This window comes from Dorea sp. AM10-31 (assembly GCF_003435815.1).
GTDB lineage: Bacteria > Bacillota > Clostridia > Lachnospirales > Lachnospiraceae > Dorea_D > Dorea_D hominis.
Map to the genome: position 1 here is coordinate 304,159 of NZ_QTUV01000001.1, position 20,412 is coordinate 324,570.

Here is a 20,412-nt window from a genome sequence, read left to right on the forward strand (position 1 = left end):
CTCCTATTGATTTTGAATCTTCTTACTCAACTTGCCCCATACGGAACCATATTCAGAACCAATTTTTGGCCATACTTTTTTCCGCACATAATCTCGATAATCATCGATTACTTTATTTCCCGGTTCGTATACTTCTACACCTTTTTCTTTGAATAACTTAATATACTTTTTCTCATTACTCTTAGCAAGTTTAAATGCTTCATCCTCAATTTCTTTTGCACTCTTCTGCACAATCTGCTTTTCCTCTGCCGACAATGTTTTCCAGGTATCCATACTCATATAGATCCAGTGACATTCCATATGCGTCTTTGTACAATACAAATATTTACACAATTCACCGTAATCGTTCCAGTACTGTTCTGCACCACCACCAGACACACCATCTACAACTCCTGTCTGTAACGCAGTAAATGTATCAGATGTCGGCAACGGTGTTGTGGAAAAGCCAATTGCAGTTCCGAACTCTTCAAATGCTTTTTGCTGAGGAACACGAATTTTCAGTCCTTTTTTTGCACCTGGGGTTTCAATATTTTTCGCTGGCTTTGTTGTCATAATTGCACCGAAATATTTAGGAATTACGGCTAAAAGTTTGATATTTTCTTTTTTCAACTGGCCGCTTACATACTGATATACCATTCCGTCATTCGAATTATACAATGCCATTGCTTCATCCCAGCTTGTTGCCAGATATGGAGCAATTTGTACAGATAACGTAGAGTTAACAGATGGCGACATCGATCCTAACATTAACTGGATTTCTCCCATACCTGCGCATTCTTGAACAACCGTATAATCCCCCAGTTGGTTGTTTGGATAAATATTAATCTGTAAATTATCCATCTGACTCGTCAATTTATCCGCAAATTCATTGGCAAGTTTATCGTTATCCGTGCCTTCCGCTCTTGTGTGTGCAAATTTCCAAATTCTTTTTCCACTTTTCGTCTCGCCGGATGCATTTTGACCACTATTCGCACATCCTGCAAGAAGTCCAACCGCAAAGACGCATGCAAAAATCGCACTCAAGACTCTTTTTCTCATTCCTTGTATCCTCCTTGTTATTTTGTATTGTCTGGTTGTCTGACAGCCTTACATTTAATATACATTAAATCCATCAAAAGTCAAGTAGTTATTTGAAATTGTTTCAAAAAAACATGAGTTGTCGCAACAATTTAGACAACTCATGTTTTTATTCTATTTATTTCTCATTTTTCTAGTTAAATGATATTCCACAATCTTTCGAGCTCGCTCGGCATCATGATCTTTTAATGCCTGAATCACCTCACCATGTTCACGATGGTATGATAACACCTCTTCAAGCTCCGAGTCCTTTTCAAACTCTTCTCTTTCCTCCAAAACCATCTGCACCAATGAATTATATAGCGCCATCAGCACATCATTATGAAGCATCTTCACAATGTAAGCATGAAATTCATGTCCTTTTTTTTCAGACTCTTCATCCCGGCCCTGTAACGTATCTTCTACCATCTCTTCATAATTTTTCTGTAAATATGCAATATCTTCTTCCGTACACTGCTTTGCTGCAAGGTAAGCCGCCTGAGATTCCAATATTAATCTGCACTGTAAGATCTCATCATAATAATGTTCATTGCTCATCATTTCCATCAGACGATTATCATTGATTCTCTGTAACGCATTCGGTGCAATATAAGTTCCCTGTCCGGTCCGCGCCTCCAGGATTCCTAACACCTGCAAAGATTTTATTGCCTCTCTTATGGAACTTCTGCCAACCTGGAATTCTTTTGCCAGTTCTATTTCCCCTTGAATACGTTCTCCCTCTTTCCAGGTCCCGTCTTCAATCTGTTTTTTTATCTGTGTTGATATATCTTCGTATACTTTATTCTTCTGAATTGGCGTAATCATAAATTCATTCCCCATCTTTCTCTAATATTAAGATATACTTTTTCAATTTGTATTTATCTTATCACATTTTATACTTGAAACCCACCTATTTTTATCTCCTTTAACTGGCTTGCTTAGTTTTGTTATATCTGGCTTTTTCAAACACACCACTTTAGTGCTAAGATAAGTGTAGTTTTGATGAAGGGAAGTTACACTATGACAAAAAAAATTGCCGTAATCAATGATTTATCCGGATTCGGCAGGTGTTCTCTTACTGCAGCAATCTCTGTCATTGCCGCTATGGGAGTGCAGCCCTGTCCGCTGCCGACAGCAGTGTTATCCGCTCAGACCGGATATCCGAGTTATTATTGTGATGATTATACAGAGAAGATGGAGTATTTTCGAAGCGAATGGAAAAAGATGGGGCAGACTTTTGACGGTATTTACACCGGATTCGTAGCAAGCGAGCAGCAAATTGACCAGATTTTTCATTTCGTAGAAACATTTGACACACCGGACACATTCTTATTAGTCGATCCGGTTATGGGGGACGATGGGCACACCTACGCAATGTTCACTCCCGAACTGTTGCGCAAAATGAAAAAACTTGCCATGACCGCTGACATTATCACACCAAATCTGACAGAGCTGACATTACTCACGGATGCTTCTTATCATGAACTGGTTGCCATTTCCGATGCAGAATCTATGATGAAAGAAATCGTGAAGCTGGCACAGAGTCTTTGTGAAGCCGGACCTTCTAAAGTTATTGTAACCGGAATCCGTTTTTCTGATAATGACGGAACTCGCAAAATGGGAAACCTCTATGTTACAAAAGAAGTGCAGACACTTGTCGCTTTTCCATATATCGGTGGCAGTTATTCCGGAACCGGAGATCTTTTTGCTTCCTGCTTAAGCGCAGGGATTGCAAGGGGATATGACGTACCAGCCACCATTAAACTCGCCGGTACATTTCTGGAAGCCGCACTTACTGACTCTGTCAGGGAACATATTCCGGCTAATGATGGTGTAAATTATGAGCAATATCTGGCAATGCTTACTGCCGGATTAAAAAAGGAGATTTAATAATGAATGAGAAACAGCAAAAACCAGTTACTTTATTGACTGTCACCGGATTATTCGCAGCAATCATCACCTTGATGACTGCATATATCTGTCATATACCTTACGGTGCAAACGGTGGATATATCCACTTCGGTGATGCCCTGATCTATGTCGCAGCTGTGATCCTGCCAAGACCATATGCGATGGCTGCCGCTGCGATCGGCGGAGGACTTGCAGACCTTCTGACTGCACCAATGTGGGCGCCGGCAACGATTATAATCAAGATGCTGATCACATTACCATTTACAAGCAAAAACGGTCGCATGCTGAACGGACGTAATATCATTGCACCTTTCCTCGCCGCTCTTATTTCCGCAACCGGTTATTATCTTGCCCAAGGAATCCTCTTTGGTTCCTGGATATCTGTCATCGTTTCTTTTGCAGGAAGCGCTGTACAGTCCGGTGGAAGTGCTGTGATTTTCCTTGTACTTGCATGTGCAATGGATAAAGCACATATCAAAAATAAAGCAGAATTGATTTTATATCAGTAAATCTAAAATATTATCTGCTTGAGCTGCCGCAGACAGCTTTCTAATGAAATACTTTAAGATAGGAGAACAAAAAATGGCTGACATTTTATACACATACAAAAACCAGGTATACGCAAACATTACAAATCAATGCAACTGCAGATGCACCTTCTGCATCCGAAGTCACGAAGACGGTGTCGGTGATGCCGAGACCCTCTGGCACAAAAAAGATCCGACACTGGAAGAGATTAAAGCTGCCATGGATGCTTTTGATTTTACCGGTTATGATGAGCTTGTTTACTGCGGTTATGGAGAACCGACCTGTGCGCTCGACATCCTTCTGGCATCCGCAAAATATGCCAAAGAAAAATACGGTGTAAAAATCCGCATTAATACAAACGGACTTGGCAATCTTCAGCACGGACGAGATATTGTTCCGGAACTTGCCCCGGTTGTCGATGCACTTTCCATCAGTCTGAATGCACCGGATGCCGAAAAATACAATGCTGTCACAAGACCTCGTTTCGAAGGAGCTTTTGAAGCTATGCTTTCCTTTGCACAGGAAGCCCATAAAGTGATCCCGTCGGTAAGATTATCCATTGTAGATGTTCTCCCGGAAGATCAGATTGAAGCCTGTAAGAAGCTGACCGCTGACCTTGGTGTGCCGCTGAAAATCCGTAAATTTGCTTAAATCTTGTTATTACTTCTGTATAGACTTCGGCGTACAGTGCATGTACCGCTTGAAAATCTGGCCAAAATACGCCGGGCTGGCAAATCCAACCAGTCCGGCTGTCTCTGCAACGCTCTTTCCTTTTTTCAGAAGTGGAATACTTTTCTGTATCCGAAGAGACATCAGATATTCCAGAATGGTCATATCCATATGTTTCTTAAAAAATCTACAACATTCACTTTTACAAATATTCACATGTGCTGCTATATCATCCAGATTGATGTCACGGCTGTAATTCTGTTCCATGTAAGAAAGCATTTTCCTGAGACGTTCCAGATGCACTGCGCTCTCCGCTTTTGCATGCGGTCTTTTTCTGTATTCCCGGTACAGATAATCCCAGATCCTAAGGACTTCCTGCTGGATCTGCATCTCATAATCTTCCGGCTGTTCATCCATAAGTTTCTGGATCTTAACCATCCGCCGCAAAATGTCCTGATGCCACTCTATATCTTTTTCCAGCTTAAGCGCTGCAAAACTGCTGTCATCAACCAATGGCTCCACATATTTACTGTGAAAAACACTTCCCTCATATCCATAAACCAGACGCGGATGAAAGGTAATGGATAAATATGTACATTCCTTCCGGTCACGCCGGTATCCGGCATGCAGCGTCCGGCTGTTTCCAAACATACCTTCGCCCTCTTCCAGATTATATATCTTTTCATTAATGTGGTATTCCATCTCTCCGGATACGATCTTCGTAATCTCGATCTCCGGGTGCCAGTGCCACAAAAATGCACCCTGTTCATAGGACTCAATATGCTCCACAGCTACATTTAACGGGAAACTGTAACTGCCATGTTCCTTGATTTCTTTCTGATTCTCTTCAATATTAATCTGCATTTTCCACTTCCTCAATATTCTTATAGTATTGTCTATTATTCTTATTGCGAGTGTTTATTTATCTCATTATTATTATCATAGTTCAACAAAGCATTTATCGCAACTATAAAATAAAAAAGAATGGAGAATAAAAAATGACAGAGAAATTAATGGAAACTTTTCAGAATCTTTTCGGTGCCGACGGAGATATCCGCACGTATTTCGCACCTGGACGCGTAAACTTGATCGGAGAACATACAGATTATAATGGCGGACACGTATTTCCATGTGCATTAACACTTGGAACTTATGCGGTAGCAAGAAAAAGAGACGACCGTGTTCTCCGCTTCTATTCTGAAAACTTCGCTTCCCTTGGTGTGATTGAGACAAGTCTTGATGACCTTGTACCAGATGAAAAAGCAGACTGGACAAACTATCCAAAGGGAGTGATGTGGACATTCGAGAAACGCGGCTACAAACTTCCGCAGGGAATGGACATTGCTATTTACGGTGATATTCCAAACGGTTCCGGACTGTCCTCTTCTGCTTCCCTGGAAGTACTGACAGGTATTGTGTTAAAAGATATGTTTGGATTTGATGAGATTACGATGCCGGAGATTGCACAGATCGGACAGTATTCTGAAAATAACTTCAATGGTTGCAACTGTGGAATCATGGATCAGTTTGCAAGTGCCATGGGTAAAAAAGACAATGCGATTTTCCTTGACACAAATACTCTGGAATACGAATATGCACCGGTTGTACTCCCAGATGCAAAAATCGTTATCACAAACAGTAAAGTAAAACACAGTCTTGTAGATTCTGCATACAATGACCGCAGAAGTGAATGTGAAACTGCTCTGGAAGAACTGAAATCCGAAATGCCGATCGTTACTCTCGGCGATCTTACGGAAGCAGAGTTCGAAGCACACAAAGATACAATCAAAGATCCTGTAAGACAGCTCCGTGCAAAACATGCTGTATACGAAAACCAGCGAACCATCCGTGCAGTCGCTGCATTGAAAGCAAACAATATTGAAGAATTTGGTAAATTGATGAACGAATCCCACATTTCTCTAAAAAATGATTACGAAGTATCCTGCGAAGAAATCGATATTCTCGTAGACCTTGCATGGGAAATCCCGGGCGTTATCGGTTCCCGTATCACAGGAGGCGGATTCGGCGGATGTACTGTCAGCATTGTAAAAAACGATGCGGTTGATACATTTATCGAAAAAGTTGGTAACGGATATAAAGAGCAGACCGGAAACACTGCTGAGTTCTATGTTGTAGAAGTTGGCGATGGCGCACACCGTCTGAGCTAGGAGGAATTCAGATGTTATATGAAAATATCAGACATTTAGTAGACTATGGAATCAGAACCGGACTGACACCGGAATGTGAACGGATCTATACAACAAATCTTCTGTTAGATCTTTTTCACGAAGATAACTACGAAGAGCCGGAAGCTGTGGCTTATGGCTCTCCGGATCTTGAAACAATCCTTGCAAACCTTTTAAATATTGCCGTAGAACGTGGAATCATTGAAGACAATGTTGTTTACCGCGATCTCTTCGACACAAAGCTTATGAACTGTCTGCTTCCAAGACCCGCACAGGTACAGGCAGCTTTCTGGGAAAAATATGCTATTTCCCCAGAAAAAGCAACGGACTATTATTATAAATTCAGTCAGGACAGTGATTACATCCGCCGCTACCGCGTAGCAAAAGACCTGAAGTGGAAAGTCGATTCTCCATACGGTGAAATTGACATTACAATCAATTTATCCAAACCGGAGAAAGATCCAAAAGCAATCGCTGCCGCAAGAAATGCTGCCGCAAGCAGCTACCCGAAATGTCAGCTTTGCATGGAAAATGAAGGTTACGCCGGAAGAGTCAATCATCCGGCGAGAGAAAACCACCGTATTATTCCGATTACGATCAATCAGAGTAACTGGGGATTCCAGTATTCCCCATATGTATACTATAATGAGCACTGCATCGTCTTTAATGGTGAACATGTGCCAATGAAGATCGACCGTGCTGCATTTACCAAATTATTTGATTTTATCAAATTATTTCCACATTATTTCCTTGGTTCCAATGCCGATCTTCCGATTGTCGGTGGCTCTATCTTAAGCCACGATCATTTTCAGGGCGGACACTATACATTCGCCATGGCGAAAGCAAAAATCGAACTTCCGGTAACGATTCCGGGATATGAAGATGTGGAAGCCGGTATTGTAAAATGGCCATTATCCGTACTTCGCATCCGCAGCAAAGACACATCACGCCTGATCGATCTTGCGGAACATGTATTAAACTGCTGGAGATCTTATACGGATGAAGATGCATTTATTTATGCTGAAACAAACGGTGAACCGCACAACACGATTACACCGATTGCCAGAAAAAACGGTGATACTTATGAGCTGGATCTGACACTTCGCAACAACATTACGACCGACGAACATCCGTTAGGTGTTTATCACCCGCATGCACAGTATCATCATATTAAGAAGGAAAATATCGGACTGATCGAAGTTATGGGACTTGCCGTACTTCCATCCCGTCTGAAAGAAGAACTGGAACTTCTTGCCGATTACATTGTAAATGGCAAAGATATCCGTTCAAACAAAAAAATCGAAAAGCATGCAGACTGGGTAGAAGAATTTCTTCCGACTTACGACAATATTACAAAAGAAAATGTTATGGAAATCCTTCAGAAAGAGGTTGGCAACGTCTTCACACACGTACTGGAAGATGCCGGTGTATATAAATGCACCGAACAGGGACGTGCTGATTTTCTGAAATTTATTCACACGCTGTAAGAAAAAATGCCTTCCCTGACCATTATAAAATCCTTTAGGTTAGGATAAGATTTTCTTAAGAAATTTTATAAACATTTCCAGTTTTTGTCATATTGCCGTCACAATTTGCTTATATACTAACAGTATCAACTAAAGAGGACGTCGGATGTATAGCCTGGGGAGTAGCTCTTATGTCTGCCGGACCTCGCCTAGACAATTACTGAATAACAGTTTATATAGATTTTTCATTTTACCCTCTCAAAAAGACCGGTGCACCACCTGATGCACCGGTCTTTCTTTACTGCTCTCTGAAATAAACTTCTCCTGTCTCAGTGTTCATATTGTCAACGATCGCCAGCGACTCTAACTGGAATCCCAGATTACGGATGACTCTTCCACCTGCCTGGAATCCCTTCTCAATTACAATTCCGATGCCTTCTACGGTTGCACCGGCAGACTGCACAATCTGGATCAATCCCTGAAGTGCACATCCGTTTGCAAGGAAATCATCAATTAATAACACATGGTCATCTTCGCTTAAAAATTTCTTCGCAACAATAACCTGGTTCTTGCATTTGTGTGTAAAAGATTCTACTTCTGCTACATACATTTCACCTTCCAGATTGATGCTCTTCGTCTTCTTCGCAAATACAACCGGTGCGTTAAAATACTGTGCTACAATACAGGCAATTCCGATACCGGAAGCTTCTATTGTAAGAATCTTATTAATATTCTTGCCTTCAAAACGTCTCTTAAATTCCTTACCGATCTCATTAAACAGTTCAATATCCATCTGATGATTTAGGAAACTGTCTACTTTCAGTACATTTCCATCTTTTACAATCCCATCTTTTACAATCCGTTCTTCCAAAAAGTTCATCGTAAAATCTCCTTTGTTTTTGATACTATTTATTTATAGTATCACACACAGATTCTGATTACAATTCCCTGGAATAACCAAAACTCTGTTTTTTTCGAAAATCAATGTTGTTCTCTCCGTAATCTTTCCACAAATCTGCGGAGTCTTCCAAATCATAATCCACCTGTCTATCTGTTCTCACTCTATCTTCTCCAGTTACGCCAGCTGTTGTATCCAACTGCACTCATAATCGTAGCAAATACATTAACCATCTGCCCCGCTGTATACACGCCATGATAACGGTTGTATGCTTTCCAGTCACTGTTGGCATGCTGCCATACACCAAGAACTGTTACTACATACACCAGCGCTCCGGCTGCAAATATAAGCGAACCCTGCATTCCCAGAAGTCCTCTGTAAGAAACATAAAATCCACCTGTCAACACACCCACACCGATGATTCCAATAAGCAGTGTAACGGCAAGTGACTGTAATGCCATTTTCCAGACTTTAGAGCCAAGCCAGAGCAAGATACCTAAAAGCAATGTCAGAACATAAAGCCCGATAATATAATGGTATTCCATCTTCATATACGCAGTATGTGATTTCCGCGAATCATGTATCAGTTCCATTACAAATCCCATCACCGCAGTAAGTGCGACTGGCTGTGCAATCGCCCCAGCAAACAGTATACCCATATGTACTTTTATATCGGAGGACATCGCAGATATGATCAGAAACGCAACTTCCACTCCAATTGCTGCAACTCCAATATACATATACTCCTTTATCCAGGTAACATTCATAAAATACACGGTCAGCATACTGATCAGCATACCTGCACTGAACAACAAGCCAATTGTATTATTGAGCTCATTTCTCGTAAGTTTTGTCTGCACAAGGTCTTCTGTCATTAATTTTCTGAGCCGCTCCTGCCACTCTTCTTTTGACTCCTTGATTTCTAACCGGTCAATCTCATTCAGATTCCAGTTCGCGCGAATCGCTTTCTGACAGATTGCCCTTGTCTCCTGAAGTAATCGCTCCTCTTCCCTAATCTCTTTCAAACGTCTTTCCATTGCTTTTTGCAATGATAATTCTTCCGCATAGATCTTCTGGATCTCCGGAATGGAAATTCCAAGCAGTCTTAATTTTTTTACTTCCTGTAAACGTTTTATCTCTACCTCTGTATAGATACGATAATTATTCTGTTCATTTCGTTTTGGGCACACCAGCCCTTCTTCTTCATAAAACCGGATATTTGCTTTCGTAAGTCCGGTAACTTTTTCAACTTCTTTGATATTCATATTATAACCTCTTCTCTCTCGCATCCTACTTCCTTCTTTCCTGATAATATATGATGATCATCTCTTTTGATGGCTCAACAATACACTATCAAGTCACTTGAAGGTCAAGCAATCTGCGACATTTTCTTCTTTTTTCTCCAAAAATAGTATGGAATCAGGCAAATAATCGTTGTCCCCCACGCAAGCGGGTAACTGATCAGTAAAGTCTCCACATTATGATGGAGCTGCGTCATGATCATCGTCCAAGGCAATCTCACAAAGAACAATCCTGCAAACGTAAAGATCGTCGGCCATAACACATCACCTAAGCCCCTCAGTCCGCCGGTCAGATTCTCAAGCAGTACGCTTAGCAGGTAGCTTGGCACAAGGAATCTGAGCATATAAACTCCGATATCTATGACTGCCTGATCGGTCGTAAACAGATGATACAGCGGTTCGCAGAAAACATACAGTACAATCAGCACAACTCCGTTAAATAAATAGGAAATTCCAAGATTGACACGAATGCTCTTGTATACACGATCCATCTTACCGGCTCCGTAATTCTGACCAACGAAAGTTGTAACCGCAACACCAAGCGCACTGTTGACCGTCCAGAAGATCATATCCAGCTTTCCATAAGCCGCCCAGCCCGCTGCTGTGTCTGTCCCAAATCCATTTACCACTGCCTGGATGATGACATTTGTCACACCGTAAGCACATGCCTGCAGTGCTCCCGGAATCCCGATTTTTAATTCTTTTGCAAGTACAGACATGTTCATACGAATTTCACGGAGCTTCAGTTTCATCACATCATACGCATGCATCAGCGAGTAGGTAACCAACGCCGCACTGATGCACTGCGAAATCACCGTCGCCAGCGCAGCTCCTGCAATGCCCATATGTAAGAATACAACCATCACAATATCCAGAATGATATTCATCACACTGCATACGATCAGATACAGAAGAGGTCTTCTGGAATCCCCCGCTGCACGCATGATCGCTGCTCCCATATTATACACAAGGGTAAAAATAATTCCAAAAAAATATACCCGCAGATAAATGGTCGAATCTGCCATCATATCTTCCGGTGTGTTCATCCATTTCAAAAAATACGGCGTTCCGATCACTCCAACTACTGTAACCGCAATACTGGTCATAATGGAAAATGCATATGCAGTATGTAATCCCACGTGCAGTCTTTCCTCATCCCTTGATCCATAATACTGGGCAATAATGACCGCTGCACCATTGGCAAGACCGTTAAAAAAAGTAATAACGATATTCGCAATAACTGCTGCCGGTCCACCCACACTGGCAAGCGCTGCCTTGCCGACAAATCTTCCGACTATGATCGTATCCACAGTTGTGTAAAACTGCTGTACCAGTGTGCCGAGCATGATCGGGAAGAAAAAGATCAATAACTGTTTCCAAATCACACCCTCTGTAATTTCATTTTTCTTAAAAGTTCTCTCTGACATTCCAAACAATCCCCTTTTTGTTCGTCACTTATCATTCTTTTGTTTATTATAATTATTTCATTGATGAATCTGCCACTGGTAGCTTCATCCAAATTCTATAGCGGCAAAAAGACCAATATGCAAATGCATACTGATCTTTTCGCTTTTCACTTGATTCTATTTTATCATGTAACACTAAGAAAACAAACTCATTTTACAAATTGCATCTTGGTTTTTATTCTTTTCGCCATTCATCACAATCTGTATCATTCGCACTTGTACGCTTTATATTGCTATCACTACCGGCTTGAATCCTTCCATACTTACGACCATGATCGGTGCACCTGACGGGATTACAGCCCCTTCTTCGGATGCTCTCGCGCGGACTTTCATATTGCCACCGCAGATCGTACCTTTGCCGTTCCAGGTAATTTCTGTATCAGCAAGTCCAATCTCCCACAGATATTTTTGCTCTCTGCGGTTACGAATCAGATTCATCACTGTCCGGATAATGATATTCAACACTGTTGCTGCAAACACGCCGATCATTCCTTTTACAAATCCTCTGACCGGAATTGCTGCTGAACAGATCAGACCTGCCAATGCCATTACGGTTCCGCTGTTCGTCAGATAACTTCCTTTCCAGTTCCTTCCATACGCATAGAACAGTTCTTTTCCGGAATATTTTTCCCAGATACTTAAAATAATTCCGTAACACAGGATTGCTGTTCCGACTACCAGGTGTACCTGCAGCGGAATCTGATTCATTCCCTGATACTCATTCATAAAGCCAACAATTCCATATTTTCCCGCTGTCACTAATCTGCTGATAACTTCAAATACAGGTACTAAAAATGCAAAGAACATCATCCACCAGAACATACTGAAATCAAGCACTCTCGCATGGATCTGATTGAGTTCATTGCCGGCTTCTTCCGGATTGCCCATCTGTCTTACTGCTTCCTCCTCGGCTTCTGCTTTACTCATGCCATTTTTCATAAGCGCCTCCCGACAGTCTTCCAGATGTGCCTTATATTCATCCAAAATCTCTCCTCTTACAGAACCGTTAGAAATACATTTTCCAAGACGTTTTAAATATTCATATTCTTTCATAATCTCGCACCCCCTGTTCGTATCTTCATACACATCTTCTACACTTCTGCCTGCAGCAGATTCTGTACTGCGGATGCGTAGCGGTTCCACTCTTCTGTCATCTTTGCAAGATATTTCTTCCCGCTCGGTGTGATCTGATAATACTTTCGAAGCTTTCCATTCGCTTCCTGGGAGTAGCACTTGAGATACCCTGACTGCACCATTCCGTGAAGCAGCGGGTAAAGTGTACCAACCTTCAGTTCAAATACATTGTCTGAACGCTTTGCCAGTGTGTCGATCATCTCATAGCCGTACATATCTTTCTCTGAAATCAATTTCAAGATCAGCATTGCTGTATTACCGGATACCTGATTCTTACTAAGTGTCATACAAATCTCTCCTCTCTTAACTTTTTCTTCACCCTTTATATCGTTCAATATATTATATCGATTATCGATAGTAAAGAGTAAAAAAATATTCAGGAACTTTCCTTTTATTTGCCTTGATTATATATCGATAACCAATATATGTCAAGTCCCCGAATATATTTTTCTCAAATATTTTTTTCGCTCTCAATAATCGTTTCCAATATCTCCACGTCACCTGTTATTTTGAATATCACATTATTACCTTTTGTCTGTATATTAATTTTCATATTTTTCATAATGCACTTTATTTTCCGGAATCTCATCCAGCGAATGTCCTTCCGGATGAACAGCCGGGATTCCCAATGATAAAACAGCTTCCAGATGCATTTTCTCCGGATATCCTAATATATCCCGCAGATACTCTTCCGTAGACTGTCCGTCCGATGTTTCCCGTAAACGTCCCTGGATCCAGCAGCTTCCAAGCCCGAGGCTGTCTGCCATCAGGTGCATATTAGACATCACAATTGAACAGTCCTCCATCCATACATCCGATTTTTCCGCATTGGCTATCACTACAACTGCGGCAGACGCATTTGCCAGCATTTTTGCCGAACCGACGCGACATTCGGACATTTTCTGCAATGTGTCTTTATTTTGCACTACGATCAGTTCCCATGGCCTGATTGAACGGCTGGATGGCGATAATAATCCTGCATTTATTACCAGTTGCAGTTGCTCTCCTGTAACCGCTTCTTTTGTATACTGTCTGATGCTCCGTCTTTTTTTCAACATATCTATAAATTCCATTCGCATTTCCTCCTGAATTTCAAATCTCTATGCCTATTATACTCTCCTGGCACTATATATTAAATAATAAAAAAAATTCAGAGAACCACTCTAAAAAAGTGATTCTCTGAACTTGTTCCACTAATGCCGCAGACCGGAATCGAACCGTTTTACTTAATCTCAAATACTGATAGAAAGGGGCTTTGAAGACTTCATCACGGTTGCGGTGTTCAAAAAGTGTTCAAACGTTTGTTGCATACAACTGGAATTTCATGAATTATCGCTTGCCTTAAACTTGCTGACACAAATCATTTAGTTTCCAATCCACTCAAATAGAATTGATATAACAAATACACCAGAGAAAATATACCAATTAACAAATACGCCACATTTTCTTTTAAAGATACTAGATACGATGAGAATACAACAAAGCCAATAACCTTGATTACCGCTTTAATTTTTCGATTTTCAATCTTATCAATTTTACAACAGATAAAACGTACTCCAATAACCATAGGAGAAAATAAGATTGCAATCAAAATTAATATAATATTTTGCTTATTAAAAATAAGCTTTGATAACTGTTTTTTCTCATTATCCTTGATGTCCAAATACTGGTATAGCAATATAAGAGAGGCTTGGTCAGGAACACTTTTTCCCAATTCCCATTTCGAAATTGTCTGTCGCGTAACAAAGACAATATCAGCCAGTTGTTGTTGGGTTAAGCCCTTTTCAATTCTGGCTGATTTAATCAAATCTGATATTTCCATAGTTGTACTCCATTTATTATCTGTTTTTAATAGTGTCGCATAATGTTATTGCTAAACAAGCAACTATTACAAGAAAACTCATCTGATGTTTAATAACAACGCAAAATAGGCTAATTGCCAATAACATACCGATAAAAGCAATCATACTATACTTGTATATCCTAGGATGTTTTTGGGATAATGCATTCGATATTTTTACAATTACTGCTATCATAGGAATAATTAATACCCCCATAACACCAAATAAAATTCCAGTTGCAACAACACTCATTTTGTTTTTCTTTAATTCCTTCAACATAAAAAGAAGCTCCTTTGTTTTTGATACTTTGATATTAAAATAGAATTCTTTTTATGTCACGCAACGCTTGTGAAAACAGGCGCAATGGTAACGATTTTCATTCTGGTCATCGAAAGCAAAATTCCGATTTTTCGTTCTCTGCGACTTCCCAATAAACGGGAATTTTACGCTTTCTTAATTGGATGTCTAATTACAGTTTTCCATTTTTCTGGGGCAACCTTTCTTGCATCAGACATATAAATCTCGTGGTGCAACCTATCTTTGTTAATATCATTAACATATCCATTTTGTTCTAAATAAGTATCCATAAGCGCAACAGTTGCTGGCTCATTATCAAAAGAACCTATATGCATAATTTGAACGCATAATCCCTCATCAATCGTAAGATACTCTGCTGACGAACAATCAAGTTTCTTCTTTTTCGTTGCTGTTTCTACCGCCCAGTCAAAATCAGCTTTAGAAATGAAATCAGGCAAACGGATAACAGAAATCCAGCTGAAAGCAGACTTATTTGTATAATCTACACTCTCGACATCATCCTGCCACCAAAAACCTTCCAATGGCGGAACAACATATTCAAAAAATCCTTCAATTTTATAATCAGTCTTGTAACTCATTTTTAATGTGTATGCAACAGCATATAGAACACTGATTGCTTGTTGATATGCTTCGCCTTCTTCATTTGGATTGCCTTTTCCTCTAACTGCAATATAATTTGCCTTAGGTACATTTACAATCTCTGGTTTGTTCTTCGGCATATAGAATTCTTTATACTCTTTTTTAAAATCAAAAGCCATAATAACCTCCAAAATTCCGATTTTCTCAATTCTCCAAACTGGAAGTTATCTTTTTCCTAATGGCAATGCTATTAAATTTCCCAATAATGCAATAACAGCATATCCAACTACATAAACCCATGCACTTGAGTTATAAAATATAAATATAGATGGCGCAAACATTATTGCTACAATCAAAATATACCAGAAGTTAAAACCATTCCTAATCCCATAAAAAACAGAGGTTATTAAACATATTAGAGGAATAATTACTAACATAACAATCATTGCACTTCCTGTGTTTTTTATAAACCAAGGAACGATATAAAAATCTATCAGCAACAGTAGGTAGAAAACCATGTTCTTTTTTAATTTATCCATCATATCATCATCCTTTCAAATATCGATTTGTCTGTTTCATGTTATACACAGTATAATTCCATTTTATAAAATATTCAATTAAAAAGGTATGCGAATATTTTTTATTTCCGCATACCCATTTATCACTTTATTCTTTTACATATCGAATTAACTCACCAATTTCACATTCAAAATAGTTGCATAGTTTACAGATTAAATTTGCATCCAGTCTTTGAAATTCATTTCTGCAATATCTATTAAAATTTGACCTCGGTATGTCAAGTTCCTTACAAATCGTATTCTTACTGATACCTTTTTCTTGTAACAGTTCTTCTATCCTTAATTCTAAATGTCCATAGTTCATGTTCTGCACCTCTACATAAAGTATATTTATTAAATCTTTATGTAGTAATTCACTATATAGTGAGGTACTATATAGTTATCCCTCTACTAATAACACGAAAGAGGTATGTACATGAAAAAGAAAATCATAGCACCAATCACAATACTCTGTTTACTGATCATTCTCTACAATTATCTCAGACTGCCGGACTACCATATTACTAACAGCATGTCCTTTAGCAGTGCAGATATCAGAGATACTGAATTGACTGTAATTGTTTACAAATGTTGGGGAATTGATGGAGTAATCAAAGACATTGAAAACGAACATAACAAAATTAACGGTACACCTACCACCTTGGAAATCAACCTCTATTATCCAACTTATTACTTGCACAATAATAGCAAGCCGTTCCGAACTGTAACCATTGAATATAATAAAAAGGAATAGCACTCTATTACTGCTTTTGAAGTAGTATCGGCTATTCCCTCTCCTTATATTCTTTTGTTCGTATTTTCGCAAACTAACGTTCCGCAAGGATGCCCAGTGCGACGGTTCCTAACAGGGCGGCGGGTCGACTTGGCAAGTGGACGGCTGAAAAGCATTTTCTACTCAACGACATATTTAACGTTTGATTCTCTCCGTCCCTCATATTTCTCCTGTGCCAACAGTTTATCAAGAAATTCTGACACTTCTTCCATGTCTTCACTGTCTATCAAATCCAGTTTTATCAATACATCAAGGTCTGTCTGATTCTTCGGTTGTATTGAGATCGGCTGAGATGTATCCACAACCACTTTCAACTGTTTTGTCTTATTTGCTGTTTCAATATCCGTAGTTAATCCCATAACGTGGCTTTTACTCACGCCGAATATCTGTGATAATTTTTCCCATATAGATTCATCTCTCGGCGTTCCGTTTCCATTTTCATAGTTCGTAAGCATACTTTGTGAAATGCCTAATTCTTTTGCAAGTTCCGCAACGGTTATATTCTTTTCTTTCCGCAATTCTTTTATTTTATTCATAGCGAACCTCCTTTATAAGCACATTATATTTCATCAAATTTTCCCTGTCAATCTTTTTATCGGATATTCAGATATTTTCTATTGACATTCTGCAATGCTTGTTTTATCATAAGATTATCTTAATATCTGATAATCAGATATCTATAAGGAGGTGAAACGATGATTAGAGGAAATGACTTTATTTTAAATCCAGACAAACTGCAAGAGGAATTTCAGTTAGTAGAAGTTTCTGACTGGGTAGACTTTTCTACAAAAGAAAAATTAGGATTCTACTATACAGTTCTTCTTCCAAAATTAAAGTTTGAGAAAGTCAAAGTAGGCATTAAAGCTAACACAGCGATTGTTACCAACGAAGAACTTGAACAAAAAGGGCAGATTCCAGTCTCATTTGATGGATTACATACTTGGGCTAGTCTCTATAATGGACGTCTTTCTGTCAAAGCAGAAGCTTCCAATATCAGAAAAGTGGGAATGAAATAATTTCCCTACTATGTCAGCCAGTCAGTACCGGACAACGTCATAGGTGCTGAACTGGCTGACCTCTATACTTGATATATAAAACAACATCTTCCGAAAACAATCGGAACATTCATTACAAAAATTGGGATATGAGGTGAGATTCGTGAGCAAAACAAAAGAGTGTTTTGCATACAATACGAAAATCATTGAAACTCCTACTACAAAAGAAGTATATATTTACGAAAACCCTATTTTTATTCACTCGAAAGAAAAGGCAGATTTAACAGACACAAGTAATCGAAAAAAATTTGATGAAATGTCAGCTCATAAGCAATATGACAGTTTAAAACGCAAGCAGAAGCATTACGAACAGGCTCGTTGGGATATTGCCCGTATTGTTGACTGCAACTTTGATAACAAAACAAAATTTGTAACGCTGACATTTAAAGAAAACATTCAGGAAATCCTGATAACTAACCGAGAATTTAAGTATTTTATCCAGCGATTAAATTATTATTTGTACCATACCAAAACCCAGTTATTAAAATACCTTGCAACGTGGGAGAAACAGAAGCGTGGAGCAATCCATTATCATGTTATTTTCTTTGATTTTCCGTATATAGCAAAAGAAAAATTACAGAATTTATGGTCACATGGATTTATTAAAATCAATCGCATTGATGTAGACAGCAAAGAAAACAGAGGTCGTTATCTTAGCAAGTATTTTGGAAAAGACCTTGATTTGAAAGAACATAAGAAAAAAGCCTTTTTTAAATCTCAAAATCTGAAAGTTCCACACGAAGCAAAAGTCATGCTGACCGAAGACATTTTACATGACTTACAAAAAGAAAATATCGTCTTTCAGAAAGAATACACAAGGCAAATTTACGATACCAATGCTTTCTTATCTACTGGTTCATGCTTAAAGGACAGCAGTGTTATCTACATCAAAATTAAAAAAGAAAATCCTTGCGTAAAGGGGGAATCTTATGGATAATCCCGTTACGTTCTCAGATATAACATTATTGAATACGTTAGCCACCTGTGCTAACATGACCACAGATGAAGTCTTCAAAGATTTTAAAATTATGGCAAATAAAAAAATCTTGGAGAATCACAAATATGAAATTTATTACTCGGAATCAGAAAAAAGCTGGCGTACTTATTTACCCGATGAAACCAAACCTAACAAACGCCGTCCTGTTAAGAGGAAGAGTAAAGAGAACCTTGAAAAAGAAATCATCAGATTTTATATCGAAAAGCAGAAATCTGAAAACCGTCAGAATGTCACACTGGAAGAATTATATGCTGAATGGCTTTTGTATAAAAGAGACTATACTTCCGTAAAAGCAAAGACAATTCAAGAATATGTATCTGAATGGAATAGATTTTTCAAAGATACAGAACTTGTTAAAATGAAGATAGGCGAAATCAAACCAATCACGCTTATCCGCTTTTTCAGAGAAGCTACAAAAGACCGGCAGTTCACGCACAAGCGAGTCAGTAATGCCCGTTCTGTTTTGAATGGAATCATGAGTTATGCGATCGAAGAAGAAATTATATCACATAATCCTGTCTCTGATGTGAATTTCAAACAGTTTACCTATAAGCCAGTAGAAGCACAAAGTGACAATGTATTTTCCCGTGATGATACGCATAAGTTATTAAATTATCTTCGGTGTATCATAGAGCCATATTCTCTTGCAATACAGTTATCTTTTTATCTGTTTATCCGTGTTGGGGAAACAAAAGCTATCCGTTGGGAAGATATTGACTACGATAGCAGGCTTGTATATCTTCACAGACAGGCGACCTGTGAACGTACATTGAATGATGATTTAACATTCTCAAGCCGAAAAGTAAAAGTAGTAAATCAAATGAAAGGAAATACTTCTCATGGATTCCGTAAACAGTTCCTTACAGACGAAGCACTTAAAATTCTTCACAAAGCAAAGGAATTAAATCCTAATGGAATATATGTTTTTGAACCTAATGGTGAGATTATGACAACTGACAGCTTTAACCGCCGTTTGAAGAAATATTGTAAAGAAGCTGGTGTTCCTTATCATTCCAGTCATAAAATCCGCTTTTACAATGCTTCAACAGCTTTTGACGGAAATAATCTTACAACCCTTAGTTATTTAATGGGACATAGTGAGACAGCTACAACATTGCATTACTTGCGGAATGTCAATAAGAGGAAGAATGACCGGCTTGCTTTTCAGAATCTTGGTATTTCATCATAAAGTGTTCAAAGGTGTTCAAACTTTTTGAAACAAAAAAATAAGAGAAACGCTGTAAATTCAACGTTTCTCCTACTTTTCAATAATGCCGCAGACCGGAATCGAACCGGTACGGGAGTATAAGTCCCGCAGGATTTTAAGTCCTGTGCGTCTGCCAGTTCCGCCACTGCGGCATACAAGGTGAATCGCGCCGATTCCGAAGGAATCGTGTGCATCGATGCGAAGCATCGCGTCACATTTCGTGATTCTAATACTTGCGAATCGTGACAAACTATTATCACGAAATGGGACCAATAGGGCTCGAACCTATGACCCTCTGCTTGTAAGGCAGATGCTCTCCCAGCTGAGCTATGATCCCATATCAAATTGTTATCGCTTACTCACATATGTGATAAGCAAGCGACCCAGAAGAGACTCGAACTCTCGACCTCCGCCGTGACAGGGCGGCGCTCTAACCAACTGAGCCACTGG

Annotated in this window: 25 protein-coding genes and 2 tRNA genes; 9 read left to right on the top strand and 18 right to left on the bottom strand. The window is 39.2% G+C overall.

Annotated elements, in window-relative coordinates:
* Nucleotides 1–3: 3 nt before the first annotated feature.
* Together dctP and DW125_RS01405 are read right to left on the bottom strand one after the other, a co-directional pair.
* Entirely contained in the window at nucleotides 4–1,038 is a 1,035-nt protein-coding gene (gene dctP, locus DW125_RS01400; protein ID WP_117536908.1) for a TRAP transporter substrate-binding protein DctP, read from the bottom strand.
* A gap of 153 nt (nucleotides 1,039–1,191) precedes the next feature.
* Nucleotides 1,192–1,881, bottom strand: coding sequence for a FadR/GntR family transcriptional regulator (locus DW125_RS01405; protein WP_158549875.1), 690 nt, complete (start codon nucleotides 1,879–1,881; stop codon nucleotides 1,192–1,194).
* Between the two features lie 195 nt (nucleotides 1,882–2,076).
* On the opposite strand from DW125_RS01405, the gene DW125_RS01410 reads away from it, so the two are divergent.
* The 3 genes from DW125_RS01410 (at nucleotide 2,077) to DW125_RS01420 (ending at nucleotide 4,146) form a co-directional block, all read left to right on the top strand.
* A complete protein-coding gene (locus DW125_RS01410) occupies nucleotides 2,077–2,946 on the top strand; it encodes a pyridoxamine kinase (RefSeq protein WP_117536910.1) in 870 nt (289 codons plus the stop codon).
* 2 nt (nucleotides 2,947–2,948) lie between these two features.
* On the top strand, nucleotides 2,949–3,476 hold the full coding sequence (locus DW125_RS01415) for a TIGR04002 family protein (protein WP_117536911.1): 528 nt from the start codon (nucleotides 2,949–2,951) through the stop codon (nucleotides 3,474–3,476).
* 73 nt (nucleotides 3,477–3,549) lie between these two features.
* A complete protein-coding gene (locus tag DW125_RS01420; protein ID WP_021860742.1) occupies nucleotides 3,550–4,146 on the top strand; it encodes a TIGR04100 family radical SAM protein in 597 nt (198 codons plus the stop codon).
* Nucleotides 4,147–4,155: 9 nt separating this feature from the next.
* Here DW125_RS01420 and DW125_RS01425 read toward each other — a convergent pair whose 3' ends face one another.
* Complete coding sequence (locus DW125_RS01425) at nucleotides 4,156–5,028, bottom strand: helix-turn-helix transcriptional regulator (protein WP_117536912.1); 873 nt, start codon at nucleotides 5,026–5,028, stop codon at nucleotides 4,156–4,158.
* 134 nt (nucleotides 5,029–5,162) lie between these two features.
* Between DW125_RS01425 and DW125_RS01430 the strand changes: the two genes are divergently transcribed.
* Both DW125_RS01430 and galT read left to right on the top strand, forming a co-directional pair.
* Nucleotides 5,163–6,332, top strand: coding sequence for a galactokinase (locus DW125_RS01430; protein WP_021860740.1), 1,170 nt, complete (start codon nucleotides 5,163–5,165; stop codon nucleotides 6,330–6,332).
* An 11-nt stretch (nucleotides 6,333–6,343) separates the two neighbouring features.
* Nucleotides 6,344–7,837, top strand: a complete 1,494-nt coding sequence (gene galT / locus DW125_RS01435) for a UDP-glucose--hexose-1-phosphate uridylyltransferase (RefSeq protein WP_117536913.1) — start codon at nucleotides 6,344–6,346, stop codon at nucleotides 7,835–7,837.
* Nucleotides 7,838–8,114: 277 nt separating this feature from the next.
* Here the strand turns inward: galT and DW125_RS01440 are convergent, their stop codons facing one another.
* From DW125_RS01440 to DW125_RS01490, 12 genes are all read right to left on the bottom strand, one after another.
* Nucleotides 8,115–8,696: a xanthine phosphoribosyltransferase gene (locus DW125_RS01440; RefSeq protein WP_021860738.1), complete on the bottom strand. Its 582-nt coding sequence runs from the start codon at nucleotides 8,694–8,696 to the stop codon at nucleotides 8,115–8,117.
* A gap of 58 nt (nucleotides 8,697–8,754) precedes the next feature.
* Nucleotides 8,755–8,877, bottom strand: coding sequence for a hypothetical protein (locus DW125_RS14335; RefSeq protein WP_264291350.1), 123 nt, complete (start codon nucleotides 8,875–8,877; stop codon nucleotides 8,755–8,757).
* Between the two features lies 1 nt (nucleotide 8,878).
* The gene (locus tag DW125_RS01445) at nucleotides 8,879–10,003 is read right to left on the bottom strand and encodes a MerR family transcriptional regulator (protein WP_117536914.1); all 1,125 of its coding nucleotides are present in this window, start codon (nucleotides 10,001–10,003) and stop codon (nucleotides 8,879–8,881) included.
* Between the two features lie 80 nt (nucleotides 10,004–10,083).
* A complete protein-coding gene (locus DW125_RS01450) occupies nucleotides 10,084–11,442 on the bottom strand; it encodes an MATE family efflux transporter (protein ID WP_117536915.1) in 1,359 nt (452 codons plus the stop codon).
* 264 nt (nucleotides 11,443–11,706) lie between these two features.
* Nucleotides 11,707–12,624, bottom strand: a complete 918-nt coding sequence (locus DW125_RS01455; RefSeq protein WP_158549876.1) for a permease prefix domain 1-containing protein — start codon at nucleotides 12,622–12,624, stop codon at nucleotides 11,707–11,709.
* Nucleotides 12,573–12,902 (bottom strand): PadR family transcriptional regulator, encoded by a 330-nt coding sequence (locus DW125_RS01460; protein ID WP_021860734.1) that lies wholly within the window; start codon nucleotides 12,900–12,902, stop codon nucleotides 12,573–12,575. Before DW125_RS01460 ends, DW125_RS01455 begins: the two co-directional genes overlap by 52 nt.
* Before the next feature lie 255 nt (nucleotides 12,903–13,157).
* Nucleotides 13,158–13,688: a nitroreductase family protein gene (locus tag DW125_RS01465; RefSeq protein ID WP_117536917.1), complete on the bottom strand. Its 531-nt coding sequence runs from the start codon at nucleotides 13,686–13,688 to the stop codon at nucleotides 13,158–13,160.
* A gap of 287 nt (nucleotides 13,689–13,975) precedes the next feature.
* Nucleotides 13,976–14,437 carry a helix-turn-helix domain-containing protein gene (locus tag DW125_RS01470; RefSeq protein WP_117536918.1) on the bottom strand — a complete coding sequence of 154 codons (462 nt, stop codon included), beginning with the start codon at nucleotides 14,435–14,437 and terminating at the stop codon, nucleotides 13,976–13,978.
* A 16-nt stretch (nucleotides 14,438–14,453) separates the two neighbouring features.
* Nucleotides 14,454–14,735 carry a hypothetical protein gene (locus DW125_RS01475; RefSeq protein ID WP_007887522.1) on the bottom strand — a complete coding sequence of 94 codons (282 nt, stop codon included), beginning with the start codon at nucleotides 14,733–14,735 and terminating at the stop codon, nucleotides 14,454–14,456.
* A 164-nt stretch (nucleotides 14,736–14,899) separates the two neighbouring features.
* Nucleotides 14,900–15,532: a GyrI-like domain-containing protein gene (locus DW125_RS01480; RefSeq protein ID WP_117536919.1), complete on the bottom strand. Its 633-nt coding sequence runs from the start codon at nucleotides 15,530–15,532 to the stop codon at nucleotides 14,900–14,902.
* A gap of 45 nt (nucleotides 15,533–15,577) precedes the next feature.
* A complete protein-coding gene (locus DW125_RS01485; RefSeq protein ID WP_081733101.1) occupies nucleotides 15,578–15,895 on the bottom strand; it encodes a hypothetical protein in 318 nt (105 codons plus the stop codon).
* Nucleotides 15,896–16,019: 124 nt separating this feature from the next.
* Entirely contained in the window at nucleotides 16,020–16,235 is a 216-nt protein-coding gene (locus DW125_RS01490) for a helix-turn-helix domain-containing protein (RefSeq protein ID WP_025656187.1), read from the bottom strand.
* A 111-nt stretch (nucleotides 16,236–16,346) separates the two neighbouring features.
* Between DW125_RS01490 and DW125_RS01495 the strand changes: the two genes are divergently transcribed.
* Complete coding sequence (locus tag DW125_RS01495; protein ID WP_117536920.1) at nucleotides 16,347–16,664, top strand: hypothetical protein; 318 nt, start codon at nucleotides 16,347–16,349, stop codon at nucleotides 16,662–16,664.
* A 158-nt stretch (nucleotides 16,665–16,822) separates the two neighbouring features.
* Here the strand turns inward: DW125_RS01495 and DW125_RS01500 are convergent, their stop codons facing one another.
* Entirely contained in the window at nucleotides 16,823–17,239 is a 417-nt protein-coding gene (locus DW125_RS01500) for a helix-turn-helix domain-containing protein (protein WP_005424130.1), read from the bottom strand.
* Nucleotides 17,240–17,398: 159 nt separating this feature from the next.
* On the opposite strand from DW125_RS01500, the gene DW125_RS01505 reads away from it, so the two are divergent.
* From DW125_RS01505 to DW125_RS01515, 3 genes are all read left to right on the top strand, one after another.
* The gene (locus DW125_RS01505; RefSeq protein ID WP_005330993.1) at nucleotides 17,399–17,719 is read left to right on the top strand and encodes a hypothetical protein; all 321 of its coding nucleotides are present in this window, start codon (nucleotides 17,399–17,401) and stop codon (nucleotides 17,717–17,719) included.
* Between the two features lie 142 nt (nucleotides 17,720–17,861).
* Complete coding sequence (locus tag DW125_RS01510; protein ID WP_199537810.1) at nucleotides 17,862–18,695, top strand: rolling circle replication-associated protein; 834 nt, start codon at nucleotides 17,862–17,864, stop codon at nucleotides 18,693–18,695.
* Entirely contained in the window at nucleotides 18,688–19,944 is a 1,257-nt protein-coding gene (locus tag DW125_RS01515; RefSeq protein WP_117536921.1) for a tyrosine-type recombinase/integrase, read from the top strand. Before DW125_RS01510 ends, DW125_RS01515 begins: the two co-directional genes overlap by 8 nt.
* Nucleotides 19,945–20,027: 83 nt before the next feature.
* On the opposite strand, the gene DW125_RS01520 is transcribed toward DW125_RS01515, so the two are convergent.
* Together DW125_RS01520 and DW125_RS01525 are read right to left on the bottom strand one after the other, a co-directional pair.
* A tRNA-Leu gene (locus DW125_RS01520) sits at nucleotides 20,028–20,114 on the bottom strand.
* A 112-nt stretch (nucleotides 20,115–20,226) separates the two neighbouring features.
* Nucleotides 20,227–20,299 (bottom strand) — tRNA-Val (locus DW125_RS01525).
* Between the last annotated feature and the right edge of the window lie 113 nt (nucleotides 20,300–20,412).